Below are 24885 nucleotides of genomic sequence, written 5' to 3' on the forward strand. Positions count from 1 at the left end.
CGCGGCGCTGAGCACGCAAGGCTACGGCGCGGTCGATCCACTGCCTCGGCGGACTCAGGTCGAGGCAGTGATTGCGTCGATGATCGCAACGTAGTGGCAGTAGCGAGGCAAGGGCTGCCAACAGGTGTGAACTGAGTCGATGTCCTCGAACCACTCCAGGGCTTGAGGATAGTACTGCTTGAGTGCGTTGATCAGTCGGTTAGCAAACCGGGTCTTGTCTCCGACCTGTTCACGACGCTGTTCAATGGTCTTGCCGCGTGCGCTCGTGGCGAGTGGATGTTGCCATCAATGACGATCCTTCATCCGTCGCAGCCGTGAACCGATGAGCGGGCATCAAGCCTGACAGCCGTTCGTCATCACGGCTTGCGCACTTCGGCTTCGCCCGGCGCAAGCACGCCGCCGTCATCCGTTCGGGGCAGCATGGAAGGCACCGCCTTGCCGGTGCGCTTCTCCACCAACTGAGAGTGCCGCTCGCCGCGCTTGAACAAATAGCGTTCACCCCATTGCCGCAGCGCCACCACGATGGGGAACAGGCTTTCCCCCTTTGCTGTCAGCACATATTCCTGATATGCACTGCCATCCGATGCGGGTCGGGTGGTCAGGACACCGGCCTCCACCAGCCGGCGCAGACGGTCGGCCAGGACGCCACGTCTTCCATGCGTGCAACGTACTCCGCGTCGATCTTGGGAATGCACCACATGTCCTTGCGCCAGGGCTTCAGATCGTTCTCGGCCAGGCGCCGGCGTACCGTCTCGCGCGATAGCTCTTCGTGCTCGGTCAGTTTGACGAGCGTGTCGGCGAGCAATTCCAGCGTCCAGCGCGCACGTCCCGGTGGCGGGTTGGTGCAGGCGGTGGCAATCAGCAGCGCCTCTTCCTTGCCGCTGAGCTTGCGCTGCGCCCCGGGTCGAGGCTGTTCGTTCAGCGCCGCTTCCAGACCCATCTCCACGAAGCGGCGCTTGGTGCGGTACACCGTGGATTCGCCAACCGCCACGGTGGCTGCAATGCTCGCGTCATCCTGGCCTGCATGCGCTGCAAGGAGGATTTGCGCTCGCTTGAGCTTGCGTGCCGCATGCTTGCCGCCGCTTAGCATGGCAGCAAGCGCCTCACGCTCGGATTGGTCGAGCTCGACTCGATAGCGTAAATTCATTCGGATGGCCTCCTTCTGGGGGGCCTCCTTCGACTGCGGGGGTTCCGAATGAATCAGAAATCGCTTCCATTGTCTGGCGAGCGCTCAGCCTGTCCGAGCTTCACCGACAAGCAAGGTCAGTATCTCGCCTTCATATGGGCCTACAGCTTGATAAACGGCCGCTCTCCGGCCGAGCGCGACATGCAGCGCTTCTTCGCCGTCACGGCTCCTTCCGTCCATCAAATGGTGCTCAACCTCGAACGCAATGGATTGATCCGCCGCCAAGCAGGCATCGCTCGCACCATCGAACTGCTCGTTGACCACAACTGCTTGCCTGTCTTACAACCCAGCCAAACTGTCATAACCTCTGTGCAGCGGTACTAGCCGTTTCATCGCAAGGCGAATCTGTATAGATCAAGGAATCGCTTGTTGGCGCGTAAGAGGGGGTTGCGCGTACTCAATGCCGCAGTCTTCACCAGGCGTGGCCGTGCTGACGCCGGAGGCCATAGAGAGACCAATCCGAGCCATTTGGTTAGGAAGCCGGCGGATCGCGCCGGCGAGACGCCCGGAAGTCCGCGATGTAACGGATCGCCTGCTCGCATTGTTCGAGCGACAGCGCATGGATGCTCGGGGTTTCGACCTCCAAACCTAACGATGCAATCACCCATTTCATTGCTTTGCCGCGGGCCTCGAAGGCATTCACACCATCGCGCCGCATTTTTGCGGCTACCAGCGGCTCGAGCGCATCGTGCAGGCGGCTTTTCGCATCACGCAACGCGGCGTTGGCCAACCGCCCAAGCGGCACATGGCGCTTGCTACGTGCCCGGACCCCTATCCATGCCTCACACGGCGAACAAAGCCACACAGGACCATAGTCTTCGAGATAGGGATACGCTTCATCGCCTGCGATAGCGAGACGCGCCTTGGCACCGCAGTAGTCGCAACTGGGCTGAGGAGCAGCGGGGACGGGGCGACCAATTCGCATCTAATGACGTTCAGGGACGGGACAAGGGACGCGAGCGATTCTACGGTACTGGAACAAGGGCACCCCCCATTGACGAGGGTCGTCAGCGAAAGGCACCCGCTGGCGAGAACATAGAAATGCACCGGAGCGACCAAATCAGTGCCATCCCGGTGCCGATAACCGGACGCGACACGGCGGAATCGTAGGCATCGCGGCGATATCGGCATGCCGATTCACGACAATGCGTCACTCTGCAAGAGTTCGCGTAAGGGTTTATACTTACGCCCGTCTCCTCCCTTTCTCCTAAAGGGTTCATGCCCGCTCTCTGAGCGGGCTTTCTTTTGCCTACGGTCCGCACGCTCGCCCGGCGCCATGCGGCGATTCTGCTGGCAACTGGCGCGCAAGCGCCGCCTCGGCAGTAGCCGCTCCAGCAACGTGCAGCTCTTGCTACCTCAAGTTCATCCTTGTCGGCTCAACACCACTTGAGCGATATGAGCGCCGCTATTCCTCTGGGCAACAGACTCCTCGCCCGCCTCTCGCACAAATTTGACCACTTCAATCACCTTGATGATTGAAGTGGTCAAATCTAATTTGCTGATCTACACTCCTGTCAACACATGATCGATTCGATCATGTGTTTGATCGAAACATACAATGGCCGCACCCAGCGGCAGGAGACAGACATGCAGATTTCCATCAAGCGCGCCGTCGAGCGCGTGCCCGGCGGCATGATGATCGTGCCGCTGCTGATCGGTTCGCTCGTTGCCACGTTCGCGCCGGAAGGGCCGAAGTTCTTCGGATCGTTCACCGGTGCGCTCTTTACCGGCGCCCTGCCCATCCTCGCGGTGTTCTATGTCTGCATGGGCGCCAGCATCAACATCAAGGCCACGCCATACATCCTCAAGAAGGGCGGCGTGCTGTTCGGCACCAAGGTCGGCACCGCCATGGTGCTGGGCGTGATCATGGGACACTTCCTGGGCGAGGCGCCAATCAGTGCCGGCATGTTCGCCGGCCTGTCGACGCTTGCCGTGGTGGCCGCGATGAACGACACCAACGGCGGCCTGTACATGGCCCTGATGGGCCAGTACGGCAAGCCTGAGGACGTGGGCGCCTACAGCATCATGTCGCTGGAGTCCGGTCCCTTCCTGACGATGGTGACGCTAGGCGTGGCCGGCCTGTCCGCGTTCCCGTGGCCGACGATGGTCGGCAGCATCCTTCCGCTGATGCTGGGCATGCTGCTGGGCAACCTGGATCGGGAGATGCGCAATTTCCTGGGCAAGGCCGTGCCGGTAATGATCCCCTTTTTCGCGCTGGCGCTCGGCGCCGGCCTGGACCTGCACAAGGTTTGGCAGGCGGGCATGCTAGGCCTCGGACTTGGCCTCGCCGTGGTGGCCGTCACCGGCTGCGCGCTTTACTTCGCGGACCGCCTCTCCGGCGGCACGGGCGTGGCAGGCGTCGCGGCCGCCAGCACCGCCGGCAATGCCGCCGCCGTGCCGACGCTGGTCGCGGCGGCCAATCCGGTCTACGCCGAATCGGCCAGGAGCGCCACGATCCTGGTGGCCGCCTGCGTGGTGGTCACCGCCGTCCTGACGCCATTGGTGACCGCCTGGGTCGCCCGCCGCGTGGCGGGCAAGGGGGCCGAGGCGGCAGTGAGGACCGCCGTATGAGCTGGCTCATCATTGCCGACGATCTTTCCGGCGCCGCCGATTGTGCGATCGGCTTCGCCATGTCAGGCGCCCGCACCGTCGTAACGCTGGAGGCGGCGCCCGCGGGCGCCGACCTGTCGCCGGCCGACGTAGTGGCTTGCGACGTCGACAGCCGCCGCATGGCGCCCAAGGAGGCGGCGGCGCGCAATCTCGAAGCCTGGCATCGCGGCCAGGGCGACAGGCGGCGGCTATACAAGAAGATCGATTCCACGTTGCGAGGCAACTGGGCTGTCGAAACCGCCGCGCTGCCGCCGCTGGCAGGCCTCGCCATCGTCGCGCCGGCCTTCCCGGCCACTGGCCGCACCACGGCCGGCGGCTGCATGTTCGTGAACGGCCAGCCGCTGGAAGACTCCGACATCTGGCGCCTGGAAGGGCTTACCGGACGTGCCGACCTTGTCGCGCTGCTGGCCGCGCAGGGGCTGCGGTCAACCCTGTTGCCACTGGATGCGGTGCGCGCGGGTGACGCGGCCCTGCGGCTAACCATCGCCGGACTGGCGCGCGAAAGCGTGCAGGCCGTCGTCTGCGATGCGCAGACGGAGCAAGACCTGGCGGCGCTGGCCGCGGCCACGGCGCAGCTCGACGTCCCCGCATTCTGGGTCGGCTCGGGCGGCCTGGCTCGTGCGCTGGCTGCACAATGCCTGTTCGAGGGCGGTGCGCCGCAGCCGCTGCCTGCCCCTGAGGGCGGCCCTGTCCTGACGCTGGTCGGCAGCCTCTCGGGCATCTCCGGGCGACAGGCCGCGTGCCTGCGCGAACGCACCGGGATGCCATCGATGGTGGTCCCGCCGCGGATCCTGCGCGAAGGTGCAGGCCACGCTGAGTGGGACGCCGCGCAGCAATCGATTACCGAATGCCTGCGGGCAGGCGGCGACCTGCTGGTCAGCATTGGTCACGACGACGCGTTCGACCCGGGCGAAGGGCCGCGCCTGAGCGCCGCGCTGGCGCAGTTGTCCCTGCCCGGTTTCCAGCATGCGCGCGGCCTGATTGCCACCGGCGGCGAGACGGCTCGGGCCATGCTCTCGGCGGCCGGCATCGGCGCCCTGACACTGCGGCGCGAAGTCGAGCCCGGTGTGCCGTTGTCCGACACGCCTGCGCTGCCCGGCGTGCCCGCGCGCCGCGTTGCTACCAAGGCCGGCGCATTCGGCTCCGAGACCGCCCTGTGGCTTGCGTGGCAGGCTATGACTGAATCCCGCGCGCCGTCAGCCTGACGGCGCGCCGCGCCACACTCGACAAGAGACACATAAATGAGCGACTACCTCCCCGTCATCGGTATCACCATGGGCGATGCCACAGGCATCGGCCCCGAAGTCATCGTCAAGAGCCTCGCGCATGACAGCGTTCGTGCGCAATGCCGCCCGCTCGTCATCGGCGACGCGCGCCGGCTGGCACTGGCCGGCCGGCTCGTCGGCTCCCCGCTTAAGGTGCGCGCCATCCAGGCCCCGGAGGAAGCGCGCTTCGAGCCCGGCACCATCGACTGCATCGACCTGGGCCTGATCCCGGAAGACCTGCCCTTCGGCAAGCTGTCCGCCGTCGCCGGCGATGCCGCCTTCCGCTACATCGAGCGCGCGGTGGCACTGACCCGCGACGAGAAGATCAGTGCGATCTGCACAGCGCCGCTGAACAAGGAAGCCCTGCACGCGGGTGGTCACAAGTTTCCCGGCCATACGGAAATGCTGGCGTATCTGACCGGCACCCCAGAGGTGTCGATGATGCTGGTGGCGCCGCAGCTGCGCGTGATTCACGTCACCACGCACATCGGCCTGCTCGACGCCATCCGCAAGATCGAGCCGAGCCTGGTCCAGCGCACGATCGAGCGCGGCCATCAGACGCTGCAGCGCGCTGGCATTGCATCGCCGCGCATCGGCGTGTGCGGCATCAATCCGCACGCCGGCGAAAACGGCCTGTTCGGCCACGGCGAGGAGGAGGAAAAGATCATCCCGGCGGTCGAGGCCTTGCGCGCGCGCGGCTGGGACGTGGAAGGTCCGCTGCCCGCCGACACGCTGTTCTATCGCGCCGGCCGCGGTGACTTCGATCTGGTGGTGGCGATGTACCACGACCAGGGCCACGGGCCGGTCAAAGTGCTCGGCCTGGAGGCCGGCGTCAATATCACGGTGGGCCTGCCGGTCATCCGCACGTCGGTAGATCACGGCACCGCGTTCGACATCGCCGGCAAGGGGATCGCCGACGAACGCAGCCTGCTTGAGGCGCTGCGCCAGGGCGCCGAGCTGGCCACGCGCCGCGCCTGAGCCATCGGCGCACGCCGGGGCTGCCGGCTCCTGTAAGATCGGGGATCGTTGAGGATCCCCAATTTTGATTTCGCCAGCCATGAACGCCGCCGACCGCCGCCGCGCCATTCTCGAACTCGTGCTCTCGGGCGAGGTCGCCAATGTCGAACAGTTGACTGGCAGTCTTGGGGTTTCCGTGGCCACGGTGCGCCGCGACCTGACCGCGCTGGCCCGCGAAGGCCGCATTGTGCGGACCTACGGCGGTGCCGCCGCGCTGATGCAGGTGGGTGGCCACGAGCCCGAGGCCTCGCTCGAGGAACGCAAGTCGCTGCAGCGTGAGCAGAAGGAATCCATCGCCCGCATGGCGGCGAGCTTCGTGCAGGACGGCGACGCCGTGTTGCTCGACAGCGGCACCACCGCCGCTGCGCTGGCACGGCAGCTGGGGGCGCGCGAGGACCTCCATGTCTACACCACCAACCTGCTGGCCGTCACCGCTCTGACCGGCCTGCCCGGCATCCGCGTGACCTTGATCGGCGGCGACGTGCGTCCTTCCAGCATGGGGACCTTCGGCCCGCTGGCCCAGGTGGCGCTGTCGCGCATCAGTGTCGACAAAGCGTTCCTCGGCGCGGACGGCGTGGTCGCGGGCGTGGGATTGTGCGAAGCCAGCGCGGAGCAGGCCTACCTGAAGGAGTGCATCATCCGCCAGGCGGCAGATATCTTCGTGCTTGCCGACGCCACCAAGCTCGGCCGGGCACAGCAGCAGCACTGGACGCCGCTAGACCGCGCATGGACGCTGATCACCGACGCGGCGGCCACGGCAACGCAGTTGGAACCGTTCCAGGCATTGAAGCAGGTACGTGTGGCTGTCGCCCCAGACTGATTCCCCGCGCGCAGCCGCTGCCGAGGACCGTTACATCTGCGAGCGGTGCCCGCTGATCCCGGCAGGTGGCGTGTCGCGACGCGAGTTTTAGAAGCCAGACGAGTTGCTGTTGGTTTGCAGGAGGCTTGGCTTAGCAGCGAGTGCGCTCCAGGCCGCGACGAACTGTCGCGCTCGAGCGCAACGCGCCCCAGAGCCCGCCGCTCATGAGGATGCCGTGAGGGCAGCGCCGGGCGGCACCGGCAGACCAAGATTACCGCGCAGTGTGTCAGCCTCATACTCGCGCCGGAAGGCACCGCGCGCCTGGAGGATCGGCACAACCTCGCCCGTGAAATCTTCGAAGCCACCGGGGAAGTACGCCGGCATGATGTTGAACCCGTCTGCAGCACCACTGGCGACCCAGTCTATCATGTGTTGCGCAACCTGTTCCGCAGTCCCGACCACGATCTGGTGGCCGCGGGCGCTGGCTACCAGATGATAGAGCTGGCGCAACGTCAGCCCGCGCTCCTCGGCGAGCTTCAACAGCAGCGCGCTGCGGCTGTGCACCACCTCCTCGGGCGCCAGCGGAGGCAGCGGCCTGTCGAGGTCGTAGCCCGAAACATCGACGGCCAGTTGCTCGCTCAGGATGGCCAGAGCATTGGACTGGTCGGTAAAGGACTGCAATGTTGCGAGCTTGTCGTGCGCCTCGGCTTCGGTGCGCCCGATGATCGGCATCAACCCGGGCATGATCAGGCAATGTGCCGGGTTGCGGCCCTGCCCTCTGACCTGTGCCTTCAGCCCTTGGGCAAAATCACGCGCCGCTTCCAGGTCCTGTTGGGCGGTAAACACCACCTCGGCATGGCGGGCCGCCAGCGCCTGGCCCGGTCCGGAGGAGCCGGCCTGGATCAGCACCGGATGGCCCTGCTCGCTGCCGGTGACGTTCAGCGGCCCCGCCACCGAGAAATGCCTGCCCTGATGACTAAGCGCATGCATTTTCGCCACATCGACATAGATGCCAGCCCGCTTGTCCTGCACATAGGGATTGCCATCCCATGAGCGCCACAGACCCTTGACCACCGTGACGAACTCATCGGCAATCTCATAGCGCTGGGCATGATCCGGGTGCCGGCTGCGGCTGAAGTTGACCGAGCCGTCGGCAAAGGTGGTGACGATATTCCAGGCGGCGCGGCCGCGCGACAGCTTGTCGACGGTGGCCAACGTGCGCGCCAGGTTAAACGGCTCGCTGTACGTAGTCGATGCAGTACCGGCCAGGCCGATATGCGAGGTCACCATCGACAATGCCGCCAGCATCGCCAGCGGGTCCGGGCGCGTGATCATCGACGGGTGCGCGTCGGCGGATGTGATCAGACGGTCGCCGAAGAACACCATGTCGAATTTTGCGCGCTCGGCCGCCTGCGCCATGCGCACCACCAAGTCGATGTTTTCAGTGCCGGATTCAGCGTCGGGATAGCGCCAGCCGGCGGCGTGGTGGCCGGCGGCTAGCAGGAACAGGCCAAGCTTCATGGGGAAACGCTAGGATGAATAGACAACAGGAATGGCAGGCGCTTAGTTGGGTTGCAGCGCGCCGTCCTTGACCACGCGCGCTGCAATGTCGTGGACCTGGCGAATCCGTTGCGAGGCCTGCTCCGGCGTCAGCGGCTGCACGTCCACCTGCACGCGGTTGAGTGCAGCGATGGTGTCGGGTTCCTTCAGAATCTCGCCAATCAGGCGGCGCAATTGGACCAGCACCTCCGGCGCCACGCCCTTGGGCGCACTGATAAAGAAGGCACCGGCCAGCGCGTCTTCCCAGCCCTTGACGCCGGCTTCGCGGATCGACGGCACATTCGGCAGCCCCTGTGCCTTGGCGCCCCCGAAGTAAGCCAGCGCGCGAAGCTTGCCGGCCTTGATGTACGACGCGCTCAGCGGATCGAAGACGATATCGACGTGACCGGCCACCACATCAGCCACCGCTGGCGCACTGCCTTTGTACGGGACATGGCGGATGTCGATATTCGCAACGCGCTTGAGCAGTTCGCCCGCAAGATGGCCGGGCGTGCCGTTGCCCGAGCTGGAGTACGTCAGCGTGCCGGGATGGGCGCGCGCGTAAGCGATCAGCTGCAGCAGCGTTTGCGCTGGCACCGCCGGGTTGACCGCCACGGTTGCCAGCGAGTTACCGATATAGGAGACCGGAACCAGGTCGGTGAACGGGTCGAACTTCACCTGCATCAGCTGCGGGGCGATGGCCAGATTCCCGATCGAGGTGCTGAGCAGCGTGTAGCCGTCTGGGGCAGCCGCCGCGACAAAGCCCGCGCCCAGCGTCCCACCGGCACCGGGCTTGTATTCGATCACCACCGGCTGCCCGGTCTTCTCGGAAAGCCGCTTGGTAATGATTCGCGCGACGTTGTCGTTCGTGCCACCCGGCGTGTACGGCACCACATAAGTAATGGGTTTTTGCGGGAAGCTCGACTCGGCATAGACGGGGGCCACGGAGAAAGCGACCAGAAGAGAGGCGAAGGCGCGGGGCCAGGCGGGGAGCTTTAGGGAAGGCATGGGTATCGTCGGTGCTTCGGCCGCCATGTATCGGATCGCTGTTGGGGGACGGCCAGCCGGCATCGTACGGTGAGGCATCGTGCCGGCGAACTGCCGATTTTGCATGTGCATAGACGCAGCGATCGCATATCGGCATGCGCAAAGCTTCGCTCGCGTTGCGCGAAGCCCTGGTTGAGTGCGGCTCGGCGCGCACCGGGTCAGAGGGATCGCCAAGCCCTGTACTTGGCCTGGATGAACTTGCGCATTCCTCGGACTGCCAGGCCGTCACCCATCGCGGACACCCACAGCGCATTCTTGTCCGACTAGCGCACGGCGATCACGTCCATATACGGGTTTGCGCACGCACCACCGAGGCGCACTCGAAGAGCGCCAGCAACGGCCTCACAGGATAGGGAACGCTACGCCACGCTGGAGCGAAAGAAACCCATATCGATATCCGCAAGCCTTCGTTGGACCGGCGCCCCTGCCGCGCTAGCATCGTTCCTCCTTTCCGGCTCCCTACTTCGCCTTCATGTCTATTACCGTCCCACGCCGCCTGCTTGCCACGATGGCACTTTCCGTCATCGGCCTGAACACCGCCTGGGCAGACGCCACGCTCGATCGCATTAAGCAGCGGGGCAAAGTCACCATCGGCGTGGCCGCCAGCGGCGGCCCGTTCGGCTCGATCGATCCCGCCACGCAACAGCTCGTTGGCTGGAACCCCGAACTGGCACGCGACCTCGCCAAGCGCATCGGTGCGGAGGTCGAGCTGGTCCATGTGCAGCCTTCCAACCGCGTGCAGTTCCTGCAGCAGGGCAAGGTCGACCTGCTTATCGCGTCGATGGAACTGAACCCTGAGCGCGCCGAGCTGCTCAGCTACGCGCCGACGCCGTTCTACCGCGTCGGCGGCACCGCCGCCGTGCTCAAGCGCACCGGTATCCGCCAGTGGGAGGACCTGCGCGGCAAGCCGGTGTGTGCCTCGCAGGGCAGCAGCTATATCAAGCCCTTGCAAGACCAGTACGGCGCGCAGGTGCGCGGTTACAAGACCGCCGCGGAATCGCTGCTGGCATTCCGCGGCGGCCAGTGCGTGGCGGCCGTGCATGACGCCACGCTCATCCACCCGCTGTTGCGCAGCAACCCGGAGTGGGCCGACTACGCTGCCCCGATCGCCGCCGAGATTCTGCCCGCACCGTCGGTGGTGTGGGCCCGCAAGGGCGAAACCGACATTATCGCGGTGGTCGACAAGGTGGTGCAGGAATGGCACCGCTCAGGCTGGCTGATTTCCACTGAGAAGCGCCTGGGCATAACGCCACCGCAGCCGGTATTGGTGGAGTTGCAGTCGCGTTTCAAGAATCCCTCCTGAGGCATGACCGAACATTGGTTACCCGGACTGATTGCTGCACTCAAGGCACTGGGATTGAACTACGCCTTCGTGCTCGACCCAGGCGAGCGCGCCGCGTTCCTGCGCGGGTTGGTCGTCACGCTGCAACTTTGCCTGCTCACCATTCCATGCAGCCTACTGGCCGGCGTGGTCATTGCGGCGATGCTGACCAGTGGCCAGCGAGCTCTGGTAGCACCGGCGCGCGCCTTCGTAGAACTGACGCGCAACACGCCCACGCTGGTCCAGCTCTACTGCGCCTTCCTGGTACTGAACATGCTGATCACCCAGCACCTGGACAGCCGCGGCGTGGGCAACCCGCTCACGCCCTTTTTCTGGGTGGTGCTGGTGGTCGGGCTGCATAAGGCGGTATTTCACGCGGAGGCACTGCGCGCCGGCATCGAGGCGGTGCCGCGCGTGACGCTGGAAGCGGCACGCTCCCTGGGCTTCTCGCGGCGCCAGTTGCTGTGGCGCGTCGAGTTGCCGCTGGCGGTGCGCTTTGCGTTGCCCGCGCTGGTCAACAACCTGGTCGACCTGGTGAAGATGACCGCGGTCGCGTCGGCGATCGCGGTGGGCGACGTCACCTACGAATCCATCATGATCTGGACCCAGCGGGACAACGTGCTGGAACTGCTGTTGCTGATCCTTGCCTGGTTTGGCTTGCTGACCTGGCCGGTCGGCAAGGCCGGCCGATGGCTCGAAGCTCGCTTAGGGATGCCCGGTTATGGCCAGTGACACCGCCCTGCATGACGGCCGCGGCCGATCCCAACCATGGCTGCGCGGGCCTTGGGCGCTGATCCTTGGCACCTTGCTGCTGGTGCTGGTTTGCTGGACGCTCGTGGTTCCACCGCCGGCTGCACTGCGCAGCCTGTGGACCTGGACCCCCGCGCTGCTGCGCGGCTTGTGGGCAAACATCCAGATCAGCGTGCTGGCGATGGCACTGGGCACCGCCGTGGGCCTGGTGATCGGCGCGCTGCTGCTGACGCCGAATCGGGTGCTGCGCGGCGCCGCAGGTCTCTGGGTCCAGGCCTTTCGCAATGCGCCAGTACTGGTGCTGGTCTATTTCACCACCTATGTATTTCCGTTCGAGCTTGCGCTGCTACGCTGGACCGTGCCGTTCCCGGACTGGGTCAAGGTGGTGCTCGGGCTGGCGCTGCCCGCCAGCGCCAACGTGGCCGAGATCTTCCGCGGTGCCATCCAGTCTATTCCCAGCGCGCAATGGGAAGCCGCGCAGTCGCTCGCGTTGCGGCGCCGCCAGGTGTTCCGCCTGATCGTGCTGCCGCAGTGCCTGCGGCGCATGCTGCCGCCATGGATGAACCTCTACGCCAGCATCACCATGAGCACGTCTCTGGCCTCCCTGGTAGGCGTGCACGACGTGGTCGACACCGCGCAAGTGGCCAGCAACACCGTGGCACGCACCGACTTCACGATCCTGGTCTATTTCACCTTGCTGGTCCTCTTTTTTGCCTATTGCTACCCGATCGCGCGTGCGACCCGCGCGCTGGAGCGCCGCCATGAACGCCACTGAATCGTTTCTGCGCAGCGATGCGCACGCGCCCGACATCCATGCCACCGCCCCGCTGGTACGCCTGCGCGACGTGCACCTACGCTTCGGCGACAACGCCGTGCTCAATGGCATCGACCTCGACGTGCGGCGCGGCGAGGCCGTTACCATCATCGGGCCGTCCGGGTCCGGGAAGAGCACGATCCTGCGTTGCATCACCGGCCTGCTGCGGCCACAGCGCGGCGAGATCCGCGTGGGCGACACCGATGTGCCAGCGCTGCGCAGCGAAAGCGAGCTGATCGCGCTGCGCAAGCGAGTGGGCTTTGTCTTCCAGCAATACAACCTGTTCCCGCACCTGACGGTGCTGCAGAACCTGGTAATTGCTCCCACCCGCGTCATCGGCCGGCCACGCGCCGACGCCGAGCGCGACGCGCATGCGCTGCTGGCGCGCGTGGGGCTGTCGGCAAAGGCCGGCGCCTACCCCGGGGAACTGTCCGGCGGCCAGCAGCAGCGCGTTGCCATCGCCCGCGCGCTGGCGATGCAGCCCGAGCTTATCCTGTTCGACGAGGTCACCTCCGCACTCGATCCCGAGACCGTCGGCGAGGTCTTAACCGTGATCCGCGAACTGGTGCAGGACGGCATGACCTGCGTGCTGGTCACGCACGAGATGCGATTCGCGGCCGAGATCAGCGACCGGATCTATTTCACCGAGGCAGGCCGGATCGTCGAGCACGGCCCCGCCGAACAGATCTTCGGCCAACCGACGCACGAGCGCACGCGCGCCTTCCTGCGCCGCGCGCTGGGCGCCGTAGCGCGCCTGCCGGCGGGCTTCGATGCCGCGTTCTCTCCCGCCCCATCCCCACTCGCCCATTGAAGGACGGACACCATGAGCCAATCCACACCACAAGAACGCCAGTCCGCGCGCCGCCAGGCGATTGCCGAGGCCCTGACGGAGATCCGCCGTCTCGCCGGCGCCCAGCCCGACCGTGAGACACTGGCATCGATTTCCACGCGGCTGCTGGCGCTGGCCTCGCAGCGCACGCTGTTCACACATGAAGACTTTCCACCGCCCTCAGCCGCCGAAGGCAGCGGCGCCTCTACGCGCTATCGCCTGAACCCGGCCGACGGCGACGACGGCATCGCCCTGTACCTGAATGCCATCAACCCCGGCAAGACCACGATCCCGCACAACCACGACACCTGGGCCGTGATCGTCGCCGTGGAAGGCCGCGAGCACAACCGCGTCTACCGGCGCACCGACAACGGCCAGGAGCCCGGCGTCGCCCGTCTCGAGCTGGTGCAGGAGCTAACGGTCGAGCCAGGTACGTCGATCGCCTTCCTGCCCGATGACATCCACAGCATCCACGTGCTCGGCGATACCCCGACGCTGCACTTCCATCTCTATGGGCGACCGCTGGAAACTCTGACCGGACGCTACGGTGTGCGGTTGGAGACCGGCGAAATCGTGAACTATAACGCCACCCAAATGCAGCCCAGCAAGGTGGCGGCATGAGCGTGGACGGCAAGCACACTCGACTGCTCCACGCCGGCGCGCCGTCGCTGCGCGATGGCGCCGGACCGGTCAACGTACCCGTGGTCCGGACCAGCACCGTGCGCTTCGCGAGCAACGCCGAGCTGGACGATCGCCACCATCGCCGCGCGGCCGGCGAGCGCGTGGCTTCGTATGGGCGGCATGGCCTGGATACCCACCAGGCGTTGGAAGACGCGCTGTGCACGCTCGAAGGCGGCCATCGCGCCTTCCTCGCACCTTCCGGTCTGTCCGCGATCACGCTGGTGCTGGTGGGACTGCTCGGGCCGGGCGATCATGCGCTAGTCTCGGACAGCGTCTACTCCCCGCTGAGGCGCGTGGACAAGACGCTGCTACAGCGGCTGGGCATCACGCTGCAATACTTTTCACCCGGTCGCGACGATCTCGCTGCATTGATCCAGCCGCAGACCAAGCTGGTCTACCTGGAATCCCCAAGCTCACTGCTGTATGAAGTGCTGGACCTGCCCCGGCTGGCCGGCATCGCGCGCGAACATGACATCCCGGTCGCCGTGGACAACACCTGGAGCGGCGGCTGGTTCCTGCAACCGCTAACGCTGGGCGCCAACGTCTCGATCCAGGCGTCGACCAAGTACATTGCCGGCCATTCCGATGTGATGCAGGGCGCGGTGATTGTCGACAGCGCGGCATTGGCCGAGCGAATCGCTACGGCGCATGAAGCGCTGGGCCTGACCATCGGTGCCGACGACGCCTACCTGGCATTGCGCGGCCTGCGTACCTTGCCAGTGCGGCTGGCCCAGCATCAGCGCAATGCTACGGAAATTGCGAAGTGGCTGCAGACGCAGCCGCAGGTGGAACGTGTGTTTTATCCGGCGCTGCCGGATGACCCCGGCCATGCGCTGTGGCAGCGGGATTTCAGTGGCGCCAGCGGGCTCGTGTCATTTACGCTGCGCCATGCCGATAGCAAGGCCGCGGCCTTTGTCGACGCGCTGCGACTGTTTGCGCTGGGGGCGTCATGGGGCGGTTATGAGAGCCTTGCGCTGGTTGCCGCGCCGGAACGGCTGCGCGAGCATAGCGCATGGCAGGGGAACGAGCCGGTGGTGCGACTGCATGTCGGCCTGGAGGATCCGCAGGATCTGATTGTGGATCTGGATCAGGCATTTCACCGGGTTATCGTTTGATGGCGAGGGGCCGGACAGTGTCCGGACTCCTGAACCGGTCAGCTGATGCTGTCGGTTTGTGCGCCCACGCCCTTCCGATGAATGAAGTCGGGAGAAGGCTTGCGCAAGCATACCGACGCGCTTCATGCTCCGCCCCTCTCCTCCGCCCCTCTCCCCCACGTCGGTAGAGGGGATGCTCGCAAGGATTCCTGGCTTGTAGCAGGAGCGGCTTAAGGACGCAGCGCCAGCTGCGTCCAGTGCCCGCGACCTATGACCTCGACTGCTCGCCGACAACCGGCACGTCGGCAGTGTTCGCGTCCGGCACCAACCGGATGCCAATATCACCCTCACGCTCAAGCTGCGCCACCAGACCCACCTCCCAGTCCAGGTAGGCCTGGAAGCCGGCATTGCGCTGCGCGATATCGCTATGCTGGTAAGGACTGAACCAGTAGTCATCGTCCCCGGTCAGCACACCTTGCGCCCCGCTGCCAGTGGCCAGACCCGCCGCCACCCATGCCTGGGTACCGCCAGCCAGCGCTCTGACATCGCGTCCACTGCGGGCCGCAAGCTCCGCCGCCACCGTACGCGCCAGGACGCCGTCTGACGACGTCACCAGCACCGTCTCCTTCGGCGACAGGCCGTCAAGGATTGACTCAAGCTTGCCCGGCACGGCAAACTGCGCGCCAGCGATGTGGCGCTTCTCATAACTGGTGCGGCGTTCGACATCGAAGATATGTGCCAGCCCTGCCTTGAGCAGCGAATCGGCTTGCAAGGCCGACACCTGTCGCGCCGCCGGTCGCGACGACAATACGCGGACCGGTTCCGGCCCCGTGTCGAGCGCGGCGTGCGGCGGCGGCGCGTACACGAACACGTCATGCGCGCCGAGCTGCGCCAGCCATGCAGCAGTGGTCAGCGCGCGCACGCCATCCCAGTCGGCCAGGACCACGCGCGCATGGCGCGTGGCCGCGTACTCGTCGGTAGCCTGGACCAGCTGGCCACCGGGTGCCCAGCGCCAGCCCGGCAGGTGGCCAGCCTCGTATTCCGCGCGGGTGCGCACATCGAAGCGATACAAGGTACGTTCGCCCGCTTCTGCCTCGAAGCGCTGTAGCGTATCCGCATCGATGCGGCGCACGCCGGCGCGCGCGGCCACGCCTTCGGCGCGGGTGCGAGCTGTGGCGCGTGCCGCCTCGCTTGGCTCCGGCAGCGGGGTATGGCGGCCTGTGGCGAGCGCGCGGCCGGCAAGCAGCCACGCCATGGTGCCGTCCTTGAGCGAGACAACGCGGTTCGGCAGGCCGGCATCGATCAGCGTCTGGGCGCCAACGATGCTGCGCGTGCGGCCGGCGCAGTTGACGACCACCAGCGTCTCGGCACGCGGAACCAGTTCCTCGATCCGGTACACCAGCTCCGCGCCCGGCAGGCTGTGCGCGAAGGGCAGACTGAAATCGGCAAATTCTTCGGTGGTGCGGCTGTCGACGACGACGATGTCGTCGCCGCGCCCGATGCGCTGCTGCAGTTCATCGGCGCTGATCCAAGGCGTGTGCTTGCGGTGTTCGATGACTTCACCGAACGCCTTGCTGGGAACATTGCTGCCGCTGAAAACCTCGAAGCCCGCCTCGGCCCATCCCGCCACGCCGCCGGCGAGGACCGACACATTGCGCCAGCCAAGGCGCACCAGCTTGGCGGCCGCCTCATGCGCCAGGCCCTCACGCTCCTCGCCATTGTCGGCCAGGACGATGCGCGCGTTGCGCCGCGGCACCAGACGGTCGATCAGCAGTTCCAGGCGCCACAGTGGCGCCGATGCCGCGCGCAGCAAGTGGCCGCGTACGAAGACACCAGTCTCGCGTACGTCCAGCAACGCAATTTCCTCACCGTCCGCGAGGGCGGCATTGAGCGCCACCGGATCGATCAGCGCGTGGGCGATGCGTTCTGGCGGCCCGAAATGGCGGAAACTCCCGCCCGCTGTGCTCTCGAACACCACGCGTTCGTTCAGCCGGTCCAGCGCCAGTCCATAGAAATGCAGGTGCAGCCCGTGCTCGCTGCCGGTCAGTTCGATGGTGTGCACGTCCTCTGGCAGCAGCGTAACCGACGTGCCCGCGACCACGTCGCTGCTGCCGGTCTCGACCAGCTTGTTGCGGGCCGGATTGGCCGTCGGCTCGCGCCGGTAGAAGACGTTGCGCTCGCTGCCGCGGATCCCGGCAATGATGGCCCAGATGGTGTGGTCGTGCGGCGGCTGCGCCTTGCCCGGCAAGCCGGCCGACACGTACAGCGCATAGCGCCCGTCCAGGTCTTCCGCCAAGCGATATACCTGCGCCGGGTTGTCGGGTGTCACCGGGAAGTGTGCCTGCGGGAACAGGTCTTGCTGCAGGCCCAGGCGCTCCAGCGCGCCTGCGACCGCTTGCAGCGTCTCGCGATCGCGCCGCGGCGCGCTGTCCAGCAGGCGCCTGGCTTCGTTGAGGAAGGCGGCCACGGCCGCGTGGCGCCGGCTGGCAACAGCGTTGCCCGGCACCGCGGATGGGGATAGGTTCTGTTCGGTCATGCGGTGACTGTAACGCCGCCCTCGAGCGCTGCAAAAGAAGGCTTCCAAGGATCGACATGCAATTCAGCGCGAGCCGCATCAACGCATATCCATAGGCTCAAAGATTCGTTGGTGCGGCGCGCCCGGCTTCTTATGCTGGTGTCCCGAGCAGGCCCCAGCGCAAACTTGCGCCAGGCGGCCTGCCTGCTTCCCATTCCAGGCCATCACGATGCTTCGCCGCAACTTCCTTCGCGCCACCCTGAGTCTTTCCGCTGCCGCGCTGGCCGCCGCTTCCATGCAGGCCTTCGCCACCGACGCCGTGTATCCCTCGCGCCCGGTACGCATTGTCGTACCGGTCGCTCCCGGCGGCAGCGCCGACAAGCTGGCGCGCACGCTGGCCACCAAGCTCAGCGAGAAATGGCAACAGCCGGTTGTGGTCGACAACGTCGTCGGTGCCAGCGGCACCATCGGCGCGTCGCAGGTAGCCAAGGCAAAACCCGACGGCCATGTACTCTTGCTCGGCGGCGAAGGCGTAACGCTCAATGCATCGCTGTTCAAGAACCTGCCCTATGACACCAGCCGCGCCTTCCGCGGCGTCACCAAGGCGGTAGTCAATCCGCAGGTGCTGGTGGTCAGGCCTGATCTCGGCGTGCGCAGCTTCCAGGAATACGTATCGCTGGCACGCCGCAAGCCGGGCGAACTGGCGCTGGGACTACCCGGCAATGGCGGCATCGCGCACGTCGCGCATGAAATGCTTTCGCGCCAGGTCGGCATTACTGACCAGTCCCAAAATAAGGCGACAAAAATTGAACGAATGGGATCGACGGTAGTCTCATGAGCCATGAAACGAGATGGCCGCCAACTGGATCGCGCGACGCAGGAAGAATTTCGGCTGCTGGCGTTGCGCCGGGTGAAGGAAGGCGAGAAGCCGTCGGAGGTAGTGAAGTCCCTGGGAATGAATCGCACCTCGATCTACCGATGGCTCAAGGCTGCCAGCGGGCGCGGCAATGGGGAGCGGGCACTGGCAGCGCGGCCTGCCACCGGTCGACCGCCCAAGCTCACAGCGCACCAGCAGGCCCAGGTTCTACGCTGGATTAACGGCAGGGACCCGCGGCAATTCGGATTGGACTTCGGGCTGTGGACGCGGCAAATCGTGGCCACCTTGATTAAGCAAAAGTTTGGTGTGCGCATGGGTCTGACCGCAGTGGGGAGGTTGCTGGCCCGTTTGGGCCTGACGCCACAAAAACCACTGCAGCGCGCCTATCAGCGAGATCCGCAGGCGATTGAGCGCTGGCAGCGTGAGACCTATCCTGACCTTGCAGCAAGGGCCCGACGTAGTGGGGCGGAAATCTACTTCTGGGATGAATCCGGGTTTCGAGCCGACACGGTGCACGGCAAGACTTGGGCGCTCAAAGGGCAGAGTCCGGTGATCGAGCGCCCCGGCCAGCGCCAATCGATCTCGGCAGCCTCGGCGGTCAACGCCCGGGGCGGCTTCTGGTTCGCGACGTACAAGGGCGCGCTCACCGCGGAGCTGTTCATCGAATTGCTCAGGAAGATGATGAGGGGCAGGCGCAAGCCGGTGCATCTTGTCATTGACGGCTTGCCAGCCCATAAGAAGGCAAGTGTGCGCGAGTACGTCGAATCCACTGGCGGCAGATTAACGTTGCACTTCCTGCCGGGTTACGCGCCGGACCTCAATCCGGACGAGCTGGTATGGAGTCACCTCAAGCGCACCGGCGTGGCGCGCAATCCGCTGCGCACCGGCGAGAAGCTGGAGATTCGCGTCGAGCAACAACTGCGTGGGCTGCAGAAAAAGCGCACCCTCATTCGATCATTCTTTGATGCCCCATCTGTCGCATATATTTGGGACTGCTGAGTAAAGTCAACTACATCCCATACCCCGGCGGCGCGCCGGCTACTGTCGACCTGCTTGGCGGCCATATCGACGCCACGCTGATCACGCTGGCGGCGGTGACAGACTATGTACGCGCCGGCAAGCTCACCGCCTTGGCGGTCACGACGCCTTACCGCTCCAAGGCGCTGCCGCAGGTACCCACGCTGGCAGAAGCCGGTGCGGCGGGTTTTGCCGTGGAGAGCTGGCAGGGCCTGCTTGCGCCCGCCGCAACGCCGGCCGCCGTGGTCGAGCGCATCAACCGCGATGTGGCAGCGGTCCTGCATGACCCCGCTACGCGCAGCCAACTGGAAGACGCGGGCTATGTGGTCGTCGCCTCGTCGGCGCAGGAACTGGATGCCACGCTCACGCGCGACCTGCCCAAATACGCATCGGTGATCGCCTCGTCTGGCATTGCCCTGCGGTGATCAGCGGCCCTCACACAGGAAGCGACATGACCCATTCCACCGTCGCCCATGCTCTGCGCTGCCTGGCTCAATGTTACGGGGTGATGAAATCGCTTTGGCGCCGTGAACTACCCGTGGCCATAAGCGTCTCAGTGTTTCCCCCATTGTCTTATCGAATGTATGCACCAATAATCCTGCCCTCAGCCGGCACTGTATTGGTACAGCGCGCTCGATGGCCATGTTCAAAAACAACAACATAGGAGGTCCACATGTTTCGATTCGAGTACGGGCCGACCAATGTCTACGCGCAGCTTGGCTTCGCGGACGCTGAGGAAATTCCGCTCAAGGCGGAAATCGTGAAAGACATTACGGTATGTATGAGAGCCGCAGGCATTACCTTGTCCGACGCAGCGGCCGTGTTCGGGACGCTTCAGTCGGATCTCGCCCTGGTTCTCTGCGGGAAGTTTCAAGATATTCGCGCAGATGAGTTGCGCGGTTGGCTCGCTCGCCTTACCTCCCGGTTGTATTGATTACTTTGCAATGACCAAAAGAGAGTTGTCTGGCCGCGCCGATATCTTGTTATTGCGATTGGGCCTGTGACAGCGCAGCTTCGACGATCTCCACTACCGCCACCCGCATCTAGCACCAGCCACCCACGTAAGGTCTCAGGCAAGCGGTATGCAGTCCCGGAAGTCCTCATGCAGCTTTCGCACGGGCACCATGCATGCCTGTGGGTCGGCGGATACCAGCGCCGCCATCTGCGCCGCCAGGCAGACCAGCACGTTCGCGTTGCGGATGACGTTGTCAACAAGTTCATCCGTGTACCCGGCACCGGATCTTGCCATTGGGTGCATGCCGCCATGCGTGAAGCTATGTAGTGCACCCCAGTCCAGCGCGCGATACTGGTCAAGATTGGCGATAACATCCTGCACTCGCGGCTCCCCCAGCTTGAGGAGCTGGTCGAACATGGCGTTCACCCCCGGCGCCTTTTCGGCTGCACGCCCTGAATCCTGAGACAGTGGCTCGTGATACTGGAGAACCCACTTCTCGTCAGCCGCTTCCAGAAGCCAGGCGCCCCGGACCAATGTCTCAAACTGCGGACGAAACAGCGCCATTGCTGCGTTCGGCAGGCCGATACTGAGCAAGGCAAGTGCCCCCGTGGCATGCTCAACCGACATGAGCGCACATTGATAGGCTGATACCGCCCTCGTATCTTCGCTCGGCTGCGAATTCCCGATGCACGCGACGGCCGCTTTGTGGAAAGCGGCCGTACGCTCCAGCAAGTCACCCTGCATTTCAGCCCTCATTGTCGCTTGCCCCCGTATTGCGCATTGCCTTTCGGAATGAACTCGCGCTCGTCTCGCGACCGGAGACCAAGCGAGACCTCTCGATAGCTGGCAGTGCAGGGTAATGACATGGGCTTCCCCCAAAGAGATGCCTTGGATTCTATAGCTTTCGCGCCCACTGCACGCACGTTCTCGCGCACGGCCAGCCGCCGGTCATCACCAAGACCCCGCACACCCGGTTTCTCTGTTACCGGACCTTTGCCGTGGTGCACTGCGCCCAGACGCTAACGGCGATCTGGTCGCCTGACCGGCGCGTGCAAACCTCTCTAAGACATGCTTACTCGGCTGTGTGCACCAGCCCGCCCCCACAACGTCATGTGCGTAAAAATGCATACTCTGAAACCAAAGTTTCACGTTTAATTTTGTTTGACACTAAAGTTTCATTCACCTATATTTCTGAAACCGAAGTTTCATCCGGACCCAATCATGACCCCATCGTTGCAAGACAAGATCCTCGCGCTCCACGACCAGCTCACCGAAAGCGAGCGCCGCCTGGCCGCCGTCACCCTCGAGTGCATCGGCAACCTTGCGGCTTACTCGGCAACCGAGCTGGCGCAGAAGGCCGGCGTTTCCAAGGCGACGGCCGGACGGTTCTTCCGCCGCCTTGGCTACGAGAATTTCAACGAGGTCCGGTCCCTTCTGCGCGACGAATCCGACCGCGGCTCACCGCTGTATGAGTTGGCCGGCGTCCAGGCCCCAGCGGACGAGCAGGCGCCGCTGGCGCGCCACCTCGCCAACGACATGCAGAACCTCGCCCACACCTTCGACCGCCTGAATCCGGCCGACGTCGAGCGCGCCGTCGCGATATTCGCCGATGCGCGGCGGGTCTTCATCGCGGGCTTTCGCAACGGCCGCGTGCTTGCGCAATACGCGTGGGCGTTACTGACCCAGTTGCGGCCGCATGTGACGCTAGCGCCGGGCGCTGGCCTGAACCTCGCCGAAGACCTGGCGGACCTGGGCGCCGGCGACGTGCTGCTGGTGATGGACTTCCGCCGACGCGTGACGCTGCTGTGGCCGATGGTCGCCCACGCCAACCGCGTCGGCGCCAAGGTCGTGATCCTGACCGACCCCAGCGCGACGGATCTGCCGGCGCGCTCCGACGTAGTGCTCCGCTGCGTCAACCACGGCGCCGCGGTATTCGACTCCTACGTCGCCGCCGTCAGCCTGATCAACCACCTTTGCACATGCCTCGCGCTGGTCCTCGGCGACGCGGCGCGCGAGCGGCTCGAGGAAATCGAGTCACTCCATGACCACTACGGCGACCTCCATCGCTAGATCCCAACCAAGGAGACTGTCTTGAATCATCCGCTCCCCAACCTGAAGCTGCAGTGCGCCCTGAACCCGGCCGCCACGCCCGGCGCCCCCTACGGGTCCCGCCAGCAAGCCGTGCTCGGCGGCGAAGCCTTCACCCGCGCGGCCGCGCAGATCCGTCGCTGGCCGGGCTACGCGCCGACGCCACTGGTCGCCCTCGACGGCCTCGCGCGTGCCGCCGGTGTCGCCCAGATCCTCTACAAGGACGAAGGCGGCCGCTTCGGGCTGGGCAGCTTCAAGGCACTGGGCGGTGCCTACGCGGTCAGCCGCCTGCTGCTGCGCGAGATCGCCAGCCGGCTAGGCGTGAGCGACGTGTCGGTAGACGATCTCCTGTCGGGCCGCTATGCCGACGTGGTCCGCGACATTACCGTGACCTGCGCCACCGACGGCAACCACGGCCGCTCGGTCGCCTGGGGCGCGCAGCGCTTCGGCTGCCAGTGCGTGATCTATGTCCACGCCACCGTCAGCGAAGGCCGCAAGGCGGCCATCGAGCAGTACGGCGCGCAGGTGGCCCGCACAGCCGGCAACTACGACGACTCGGTGCGCCAGGCGGCCGACGATGCGGCGCGGCTGGGCCGCTTCGTGGTGTCCGACACTTCCTACGAAGGCTATATGGAGGTGCCGAAGGACGTGATGCAGGGCTACGCGGTGATGGCCGACGAGGCGCTGCATCAGTTGCCGGACGGCCAGCTTCCGACCCATGTCTTCCTGCAGGGCGGCGTGGGTGGACTCGCAGCCGCCGTGTGCGCGCACTTCTGGGAAGTACTCGGCGACAAGCGCCCGCGCTTTATCGTGGTCGAGCCGGACAAGGCCGCCTGCCTGTATGAAAGCGCGCGCGCCGGCAAGCCGGTGGCGATCCACGGCGACCTCGACACGGTGATGGCCGGTCTCGCCTGCGGCGAAGTCTCGCTGCTGGCGTGGGAAGTCCTGCATCCCGGCGCGCATGCCTTCCTGACCATTGACGATGCCTCCGCGCTCGACAGCGTGCGCCTCCTGGCCGACGGCCGCTATGGCGATACGCCCATCGTGGCCGGCGAATCGGCGGTCGCGGGGCTGGCCGGCTGCCTCGGCGCGATGGCCGATGCCGCCGTGCGCGAACCGCTCGGCCTGACTGCTGCCAGCCGGGTGCTGGTGTTCGGCAGCGAAGGCGCGACCGACGTGGAACTCTACGAGCGCATCGTCGGCCGCCTGCCGGAAGACGTGAGGAAGGCAGCGTGAACGCTACCCTCGACCTTGAACAGACGGCGCGAATCGACCTGCCCCGCCTGCTGCGGCGGATCGCCGCGCTCGGCGAAGTCGGTGCCATCGACGGCGGCGGCGTCTGCAGGCTCGCCCTGACCGACGAGGACGGCGCCGGGCGCGACCTGGTGGTGTCGTGGATGCGCGAGCTGGGCTTGTCGATCAGCATCGACGGCATCGGCAACGTGGTCGGCGTACGTGCCGGCCGCGAAGACCTCCCGCCCGTGATGACCGGCTCGCACATCGACACCGTCCGCACCGGCGGCCGCTACGACGGCAACCTCGGCGTGCTCGCTGGCCTGGAGGTCATGGCGGCGCTCGACGACGCCGGCATCGTCACGCGTCGCCCGCTGGCAGCGGCCTTCTTCACCAATGAGGAAGGCGCGCGCTTCGCCCCCGACATGATGGGCAGCCTGGTGTTCCAGGGCGACCTTCCGCTGCGGCAGGCGTTGGATACGAAGGGCATCGACGGCACCACGGTCGGTGAGAACCTCGCCCGGATCGGCTATGCCGGACCGGCGCCGGTGGGCCGCAACCGCGTCCATGCCTTTGTCGAGTTGCACGTGGAACAGGGACCGGTGCTGGAGCATGAGGGCATCACCATCGGCGCGGTCACCGGCGTGCAAGGCATCCACTGGACCGAGTTCACCGTCGAAGGCACGTCCAACCATGCCGGCACCACGCCGATGCGGCTGCGCCACGACGCCGGCCTTGTCGCCGCGCGGATCGCCTGCTTCGTGCGGGACCTGTCGCGCGAACTTGGCAGCGCGCAGCTCGCGACGGTCGGCCAGGTGCAGTTCTTCCCGAATCTGGTCAACGTGATTCCGAACCGCGCGGTGTTCACGGTCGACCTGCGCAATACCGACGGCGCGGTGCTTGCCGGGGCCGTGCAGCGCACGCTGGCCTATGCGCAGGACATGGCGAAGGCCGAGGGCGTGCGCCTCACCCAACGTACGCTGGCTGACTTCGCACCGGTGGCGTTCGACGAAGGCATGGTCGCCCGCGTCGAGGCCATCGCGCGCCGCCACGGCCACAGCGTGCGGCGCATGCCGAGCGGCGCCGGGCATGACGCCCAGATGCTCGCCCGCATGTGCCCCGCCGGCATGATCTTCGTGCCGAGCGTGGGCGGCCTTTCGCACAACGTCGCCGAACTGACCCACGACCACGACATCCAGGCCGGCGCCGACGTGCTGCTCGACCTGATGCTCGAGCTGGCCGCATGAC

General features: G+C 65.7%; 21 protein-coding genes and 4 pseudogenes. 18 read left to right on the forward strand and 7 right to left on the reverse strand.

Features of this window, described 5'->3' with window-relative positions:
* Positions 1-356 precede the first annotated feature (356 nt).
* Positions 357-650, reverse strand: a pseudogene (locus AC10V3_RS40025) (winged helix-turn-helix transcriptional regulator); the annotation flags it as partial.
* Positions 647-1147 (reverse strand): annotated as a pseudogene (locus AC10V3_RS40030) (helix-turn-helix domain-containing protein); the annotation flags it as partial. The pseudogenes AC10V3_RS40025 and AC10V3_RS40030, both read right to left, overlap by 4 nt.
* Before the next feature lie 48 nt (positions 1148-1195).
* Between AC10V3_RS40030 and AC10V3_RS40035 the strand changes: the two are divergent.
* Positions 1196-1510, forward strand: a complete 315-nt coding sequence (locus AC10V3_RS40035; protein WP_022540044.1) for a LexA family protein — start codon at positions 1196-1198, stop codon at positions 1508-1510.
* Positions 1511-1658: 148 nt separating this feature from the next.
* On the opposite strand, the gene AC10V3_RS40040 is transcribed toward AC10V3_RS40035, so the two are convergent.
* Complete coding sequence (locus AC10V3_RS40040) at positions 1659-2111, reverse strand: zinc-finger-containing protein (protein WP_022540043.1); 453 nt, start codon at positions 2109-2111, stop codon at positions 1659-1661.
* A 662-nt stretch (positions 2112-2773) separates the two neighbouring features.
* Here AC10V3_RS40040 and AC10V3_RS40045 point away from each other — a divergent pair.
* The 4 genes from AC10V3_RS40045 (at position 2774) to AC10V3_RS40060 (ending at position 6898) form a co-directional block, all read left to right on the forward strand.
* Complete coding sequence (locus tag AC10V3_RS40045; RefSeq protein WP_022540042.1) at positions 2774-3757, forward strand: 2-keto-3-deoxygluconate permease; 984 nt, start codon at positions 2774-2776, stop codon at positions 3755-3757.
* Entirely contained in the window at positions 3754-5001 is a 1248-nt protein-coding gene (dtnK, locus tag AC10V3_RS40050) for a D-threonate kinase (protein ID WP_022540041.1), read from the forward strand. The genes AC10V3_RS40045 and dtnK overlap by 4 nt, the downstream gene beginning before the upstream one ends.
* A gap of 36 nt (positions 5002-5037) precedes the next feature.
* Positions 5038-6039: a 4-hydroxythreonine-4-phosphate dehydrogenase PdxA gene (gene pdxA, locus AC10V3_RS40055; RefSeq protein ID WP_022540040.1), complete on the forward strand. Its 1002-nt coding sequence runs from the start codon at positions 5038-5040 to the stop codon at positions 6037-6039.
* A 79-nt stretch (positions 6040-6118) separates the two neighbouring features.
* Positions 6119-6898, forward strand: coding sequence for a DeoR/GlpR family DNA-binding transcription regulator (locus AC10V3_RS40060; protein WP_022540039.1), 780 nt, complete (start codon positions 6119-6121; stop codon positions 6896-6898).
* A 201-nt stretch (positions 6899-7099) separates the two neighbouring features.
* On the opposite strand, the gene AC10V3_RS40065 is transcribed toward AC10V3_RS40060, so the two are convergent.
* Positions 7100-8398 (reverse strand): LLM class flavin-dependent oxidoreductase, encoded by a 1299-nt coding sequence (locus AC10V3_RS40065; protein WP_022540038.1) that lies wholly within the window; start codon positions 8396-8398, stop codon positions 7100-7102.
* Between the two features lie 42 nt (positions 8399-8440).
* Positions 8441-9424 (reverse strand): Bug family tripartite tricarboxylate transporter substrate binding protein, encoded by a 984-nt coding sequence (locus AC10V3_RS40070; protein ID WP_022540037.1) that lies wholly within the window; start codon positions 9422-9424, stop codon positions 8441-8443.
* A gap of 547 nt (positions 9425-9971) precedes the next feature.
* On the opposite strand from AC10V3_RS40070, the gene AC10V3_RS40075 reads away from it, so the two are divergent.
* The 6 genes from AC10V3_RS40075 to metC are packed head-to-tail and all read left to right on the forward strand — an operon-like array spanning position 9972 to position 14973.
* Complete coding sequence (locus AC10V3_RS40075; RefSeq protein ID WP_349607104.1) at positions 9972-10766, forward strand: transporter substrate-binding domain-containing protein; 795 nt, start codon at positions 9972-9974, stop codon at positions 10764-10766.
* Between the two features lie 3 nt (positions 10767-10769).
* Positions 10770-11516, forward strand: a complete 747-nt coding sequence (locus AC10V3_RS40080) for an amino acid ABC transporter permease (RefSeq protein ID WP_022540035.1) — start codon at positions 10770-10772, stop codon at positions 11514-11516.
* The gene (locus AC10V3_RS40085; protein ID WP_022540034.1) at positions 11506-12309 is read left to right on the forward strand and encodes an amino acid ABC transporter permease; all 804 of its coding nucleotides are present in this window, start codon (positions 11506-11508) and stop codon (positions 12307-12309) included. The genes AC10V3_RS40080 and AC10V3_RS40085 overlap by 11 nt, the downstream gene beginning before the upstream one ends.
* Positions 12296-13159 (forward strand): amino acid ABC transporter ATP-binding protein, encoded by an 864-nt coding sequence (locus tag AC10V3_RS40090; RefSeq protein ID WP_022540033.1) that lies wholly within the window; start codon positions 12296-12298, stop codon positions 13157-13159. The genes AC10V3_RS40085 and AC10V3_RS40090 overlap by 14 nt, the downstream gene beginning before the upstream one ends.
* Before the next feature lie 12 nt (positions 13160-13171).
* The gene (locus tag AC10V3_RS40095) at positions 13172-13798 is read left to right on the forward strand and encodes a cysteine dioxygenase family protein (RefSeq protein ID WP_022540032.1); all 627 of its coding nucleotides are present in this window, start codon (positions 13172-13174) and stop codon (positions 13796-13798) included.
* Entirely contained in the window at positions 13795-14973 is a 1179-nt protein-coding gene (gene metC / locus AC10V3_RS40100) for a cystathionine beta-lyase (RefSeq protein ID WP_022540031.1), read from the forward strand. The genes AC10V3_RS40095 and metC overlap by 4 nt, the downstream gene beginning before the upstream one ends.
* Before the next feature lie 247 nt (positions 14974-15220).
* On the opposite strand, the gene AC10V3_RS40105 is transcribed toward metC, so the two are convergent.
* On the reverse strand, positions 15221-17488 hold the full coding sequence (locus AC10V3_RS40105) for a rhodanese-like domain-containing protein (RefSeq protein ID WP_022540030.1): 2268 nt from the start codon (positions 17486-17488) through the stop codon (positions 15221-15223).
* A 208-nt stretch (positions 17489-17696) separates the two neighbouring features.
* Between AC10V3_RS40105 and AC10V3_RS40110 the strand changes: the two are divergent.
* From AC10V3_RS40110 to AC10V3_RS40125, 4 genes and pseudogenes are all read left to right on the forward strand, one after another.
* A pseudogene (locus AC10V3_RS40110) lies at positions 17697-18239 on the forward strand (tripartite tricarboxylate transporter substrate-binding protein); the annotation flags it as partial.
* Between the two features lie 69 nt (positions 18240-18308).
* Positions 18309-19343: an IS630 family transposase gene (locus AC10V3_RS40115; RefSeq protein ID WP_022535114.1), complete on the forward strand. Its 1035-nt coding sequence runs from the start codon at positions 18309-18311 to the stop codon at positions 19341-19343.
* Positions 19343-19786 (forward strand): annotated as a pseudogene (locus AC10V3_RS40120) (Bug family tripartite tricarboxylate transporter substrate binding protein); the annotation flags it as partial. The gene AC10V3_RS40115 and the pseudogene AC10V3_RS40120, both read left to right, overlap by 1 nt.
* Before the next feature lie 248 nt (positions 19787-20034).
* The gene (locus tag AC10V3_RS40125) at positions 20035-20295 is read left to right on the forward strand and encodes an XRE family transcriptional regulator (RefSeq protein ID WP_022540027.1); all 261 of its coding nucleotides are present in this window, start codon (positions 20035-20037) and stop codon (positions 20293-20295) included.
* A gap of 135 nt (positions 20296-20430) precedes the next feature.
* On the opposite strand, the gene AC10V3_RS40130 is transcribed toward AC10V3_RS40125, so the two are convergent.
* Positions 20431-21060: a DUF6988 family protein gene (locus tag AC10V3_RS40130; protein ID WP_041682278.1), complete on the reverse strand. Its 630-nt coding sequence runs from the start codon at positions 21058-21060 to the stop codon at positions 20431-20433.
* A 477-nt stretch (positions 21061-21537) separates the two neighbouring features.
* Between AC10V3_RS40130 and AC10V3_RS40135 the strand changes: the two genes are divergently transcribed.
* The 3 genes from AC10V3_RS40135 to AC10V3_RS40145 are packed head-to-tail and all read left to right on the forward strand — an operon-like array spanning position 21538 to position 24884.
* Positions 21538-22386: a MurR/RpiR family transcriptional regulator gene (locus tag AC10V3_RS40135; RefSeq protein WP_041682277.1), complete on the forward strand. Its 849-nt coding sequence runs from the start codon at positions 21538-21540 to the stop codon at positions 22384-22386.
* 21 nt (positions 22387-22407) lie between these two features.
* Entirely contained in the window at positions 22408-23640 is a 1233-nt protein-coding gene (locus AC10V3_RS40140) for a diaminopropionate ammonia-lyase (protein WP_022540024.1), read from the forward strand.
* Complete coding sequence (locus tag AC10V3_RS40145; RefSeq protein ID WP_022540023.1) at positions 23637-24884, forward strand: M20 family metallo-hydrolase; 1248 nt, start codon at positions 23637-23639, stop codon at positions 24882-24884. Before AC10V3_RS40140 ends, AC10V3_RS40145 begins: the two co-directional genes overlap by 4 nt.
* Position 24885: the final 1 nt, after the last annotated feature.

The sequence above is a fragment of the Cupriavidus sp. PB-02 genome (assembly GCF_058252315.1).

Bases quoted from the DNA above. Each gene is read 5' to 3' on its own strand.
- AC10V3_RS40045 (WP_022540042.1), top strand. From the start codon at position 2,774: ATGCAGATTTCCATCAAGCGCGCCGTCGAGCGCGTGCCCGGCGGCATG.
- AC10V3_RS40135 (WP_041682277.1), top strand. From the start codon at position 21,538: ATGACCCCATCGTTGCAAGACAAGATCCTCGCGCTCCACGACCAGCTC.
- AC10V3_RS40105 (WP_022540030.1), bottom strand. From the start codon at position 17,488: ATGACCGAACAGAACCTATCCCCATCCGCGGTGCCGGGCAACGCTGTT.
- AC10V3_RS40070 (WP_022540037.1), bottom strand. From the start codon at position 9,424: ATGCCTTCCCTAAAGCTCCCCGCCTGGCCCCGCGCCTTCGCCTCTCTT.
- AC10V3_RS40125 (WP_022540027.1), top strand. From the start codon at position 20,035: ATGTTTCGATTCGAGTACGGGCCGACCAATGTCTACGCGCAGCTTGGC.
- AC10V3_RS40080 (WP_022540035.1), top strand. From the start codon at position 10,770: ATGACCGAACATTGGTTACCCGGACTGATTGCTGCACTCAAGGCACTG.
- AC10V3_RS40035 (WP_022540044.1), top strand. From the start codon at position 1,196: ATGAATCAGAAATCGCTTCCATTGTCTGGCGAGCGCTCAGCCTGTCCG.
- AC10V3_RS40060 (WP_022540039.1), top strand. From the start codon at position 6,119: ATGAACGCCGCCGACCGCCGCCGCGCCATTCTCGAACTCGTGCTCTCG.
- AC10V3_RS40040 (WP_022540043.1), bottom strand. From the start codon at position 2,111: ATGCGAATTGGTCGCCCCGTCCCCGCTGCTCCTCAGCCCAGTTGCGAC.
- AC10V3_RS40130 (WP_041682278.1), bottom strand. From the start codon at position 21,060: ATGCAGGGTGACTTGCTGGAGCGTACGGCCGCTTTCCACAAAGCGGCC.
- AC10V3_RS40115 (WP_022535114.1), top strand. From the start codon at position 18,309: ATGAAACGAGATGGCCGCCAACTGGATCGCGCGACGCAGGAAGAATTT.
- metC (WP_022540031.1), top strand. From the start codon at position 13,795: ATGAGCGTGGACGGCAAGCACACTCGACTGCTCCACGCCGGCGCGCCG.
- AC10V3_RS40095 (WP_022540032.1), top strand. From the start codon at position 13,172: ATGAGCCAATCCACACCACAAGAACGCCAGTCCGCGCGCCGCCAGGCG.
- AC10V3_RS40090 (WP_022540033.1), top strand. From the start codon at position 12,296: ATGAACGCCACTGAATCGTTTCTGCGCAGCGATGCGCACGCGCCCGAC.
- AC10V3_RS40065 (WP_022540038.1), bottom strand. From the start codon at position 8,398: ATGAAGCTTGGCCTGTTCCTGCTAGCCGCCGGCCACCACGCCGCCGGC.
- dtnK (WP_022540041.1), top strand. From the start codon at position 3,754: ATGAGCTGGCTCATCATTGCCGACGATCTTTCCGGCGCCGCCGATTGT.
- pdxA (WP_022540040.1), top strand. From the start codon at position 5,038: ATGAGCGACTACCTCCCCGTCATCGGTATCACCATGGGCGATGCCACA.
- AC10V3_RS40085 (WP_022540034.1), top strand. From the start codon at position 11,506: ATGGCCAGTGACACCGCCCTGCATGACGGCCGCGGCCGATCCCAACCA.
- AC10V3_RS40075 (WP_349607104.1), top strand. From the start codon at position 9,972: ATGGCACTTTCCGTCATCGGCCTGAACACCGCCTGGGCAGACGCCACG.